Here is a 2893-nt window from a genome sequence, read left to right on the forward strand (position 1 = left end):
GCGCTGTAGCGCCGACTTCCCCTTCTCCCCTTGTGGCAGAAGGTGGCCGCGAAGCGGCCGGATGAGGGGTACTCCAGGGAAAGCCAACGTCTCGCTCCGCTGGAACACCCCTCATCCGTCTCGGCGCTGCGCGCCGATCCACCTTCTCCCGCAAGGGGAGAAGGGAGCGCAGGCGCTATCCCTGCGACGGCGTGAACCTCGCCACCAGCGTATGGCTCTCCGCCGGATAGATGAAGCGTACATGGGTCACCGGGTGCTCAGCGCTCCAGGTGCGGCGCTCGACCACCAGGCAGGGCGCGCTCGCGTCGATGTCGAGCGCGTCGGCGATATTCTCATCAGCGGCCATGGCGCGAATGCGGTGCTCGGCCTCGCTCCACGGCACGCGGCCGATCAGCCAGGGGCCCGGCGCGATGTCGAGGAATTCCTCCTCGCTGGCCTCGGGTACGGCCGAAAGATTGATCAGCCGCTGCTCCAGCGCGAACGGCCGTTCGCCGGCAAAATGCAGGCCTTCCAGCGCCAGCACCGGCCCTGGCGCGGCAAGCCCGAGCAGCGCGCGGTCATCGGCACTGCTGCGCCGCTTGACGCGTTCCAGTCGCTCGTAGCGATAGGGCAGGCCGAGCGCCTCGACCTCGATCCTGATGTCGTGCAGTTCCAGCACCGCCGCTTGCGACTGCGGCTGGCGCACGAAACTCCCGGACCGGCGCCGGCGCTCGATCAGCCCGGCCTTGGCAAGCTGCGACAGCGCCTTGTTCACCGTCATGCGCGAGCAATTATATTGAGCCGTCAGCTCGTGCTCGAAGGGGATGCGATGCCCGGGCGCCCAGGCGCCCGAGAGGATCTTTTCACGGATGTCGGAGAGGATGCGCTGATGCAGCGATAGGATCTCGCCGCCATCGACATCGTCTGTCTCGACCAGGCTCATCGGACGGTCCTGTTCAGCCTTGCGACAATGCGGTCATGACTTCGCGGAACCGCTTGGCAACGGCGTCGCGCTTGACATGCCTGCCGCCGCTGACCTGCTTTCTGCCATGCACCCAGACGCAATCGACCTTGCTGCCATTGGCGAAGATCCAGGCGTCGAGGATCGCATCGCCCGTTTTGCCGGCCAGCGAAGGGTGGCCGGCATCGAGCGAGACGAGATCGGCAGCGCCGCCGGCGGCAATCTGCGACGGGCCGGCGCCCAGCGCCTGGCTGCCGCCGTCAAGCGCCGCATCGAACAGGGCGCGCCCGTTGGAACCGCCGGGACGCGCCAGCACATTGCGGGCGCGATGGGCGAGGCGCTGCGAATATTCGAGCTGCATCAGCTCGTCCGGCAGCCCGATCAGCACGTTGGAATCGGAGCCGACACCGAAACGGCCGCCATGCTCAACGAAAAGCGGCGCCGCGAAAGTGCCGTCGCCCAGATTGGCCTCGGTGATCGGGCAGAGCCCGGCGATCGACCCAGTCCGGGCCATGGCGATGGTTTCGGCCTCGGTCATATGCGTGGCATGGATCAGGCACCAGCGCGCGTCCACTTTAGCGTTGGCGAGGAGGAACTCGACCGGACGCTTGCCCGACCAGGCGACGCAGTCCTCGACCTCCTTCACCTGCTCGGCGACATGGATGTGGATCGGACTGTTCGGTGACATGGCCGCGACTGAATTGAGCTCGTCCGGAGTTGCGGCCCGCAAACTGTGCGGCGCGACGCCGACAACGGCCTGCTCAAGCGGACGAACAGCCTCGCGGGCTTTCTCAAGCAGACGTCCGAAACGTTCGACATCATTGATGAATCGCCGCTGGCCTTCATTAGGAGCGGCGCCGCCGAAGGCGGAATGAGCATAGAAGACCGGTAGGAGTGTCAGACCGATGCCGCTCTTTCCGGCTGCCGCCGCGATCCGCTCCGCCATCTCGGCGACGTTGGCGTAGGGCTGTCCGTCGCGGTCGTGATGCAGGTAGTGGAACTCGCCGACGCGGGAAAAGCCGGCCTCCAGCATTTCGACATAGAGCTGCGCCGCCACCGCCTCGACCTGGTCCGGCGTCATCGACAGCGCGAAGCGATACATGACCTCGCGCCAGCTCCAGAAACTGTCGGCCGAAGGGCCGCGCAGCTCAGCCAGCCCCGCCATGCCGCGCTGGAAGGCGTGGCTGTGCAGGTTGGGCATGCCAGGCAGGACGATGGCATGGCGCTCCTCGCCCGCTCGCGCGACAGCGCCGATCTCGACCGTGGAGATGCGGCCGCCCTCGAAAGCGATCCTGACATTGCCCTGCCAACCGCCGGGCAGCAGCGCCCGTTCCGCAAAGATTGCCGTCACGTTCCTCTCCGAATCTGAATGCCCAGGCGACATTATCGCTTGCGTTGCGTTCAATATGTATATACATAATCGCCATCCAAGCAAACGGAAAAGATGATGGGTGGAGCAAGCGGGAAGAGCGGCCATCGGGTCTGGCGCAATGCGCGCCTGGTGACCATGGCCGATGGCGCGGCCGGTCTCGGTATCGTCGAGAAAGGCGCGGTCGTCGCGCGCGACGGCCTCATTGTTTATGCCGGTCCCGAGGCCGATATGCCGGCTGCGGCCGGGCAGGGCGCCGAGACCGTTGATTGCGTGGGGCGTTGGATCACGCCTGGCCTGATCGATTGCCACACGCACCTCGTCTATGCCGGCAACCGCGCCAATGAATTCGAGATGCGGCTGGCCGGCGCCACCTATGAAGAAGTGGCTCGCGCTGGCGGCGGCATCGTTTCCTCGGTCAAGTCGCTACGCGCCGCCAGCGAGAACGAACTCGTCGCCCAGACTCTGCCGCGCCTCGATGCGCTGATGGCCGAAGGCGTCACCACCGTCGAGATCAAGTCCGGCTACGGCCTCGATGCCGACAACGAGAAGAAGTCGCTGCGCGCCGCCCGCCGTCTGGCAGA

General features: G+C 66.1%; 2 protein-coding genes and 1 pseudogene. 1 reads left to right on the top strand and 2 read right to left on the bottom strand.

All coding sequences use genetic code 11. The features are described 5' to 3' along the window. Nucleotides 1-175: 175 nt before the first annotated feature. Both hutC and EOA24_RS32815 read right to left on the bottom strand, forming a co-directional pair. The gene (gene hutC / locus EOA24_RS32810) at nucleotides 176-922 is read right to left on the bottom strand and encodes a histidine utilization repressor (protein ID WP_126083089.1); all 747 of its coding nucleotides are present in this window, start codon (nucleotides 920-922) and stop codon (nucleotides 176-178) included. 13 nt (nucleotides 923-935) lie between these two features. After that, complete coding sequence (locus EOA24_RS32815) at nucleotides 936-2291, bottom strand: formimidoylglutamate deiminase (protein WP_126083088.1); 1356 nt, start codon at nucleotides 2289-2291, stop codon at nucleotides 936-938. Between the two features lie 96 nt (nucleotides 2292-2387). On the opposite strand from EOA24_RS32815, the pseudogene EOA24_RS32820 reads away from it, so the two are divergent. Then, a pseudogene (locus EOA24_RS32820) lies at nucleotides 2388-2893 on the top strand (imidazolonepropionase); the annotation flags it as partial.

Origin of the sequence: Mesorhizobium sp. M2A.F.Ca.ET.039.01.1.1 (assembly GCF_003998035.1) — a bacterium.
Lineage (GTDB): Bacteria > Pseudomonadota > Alphaproteobacteria > Rhizobiales > Rhizobiaceae > Mesorhizobium.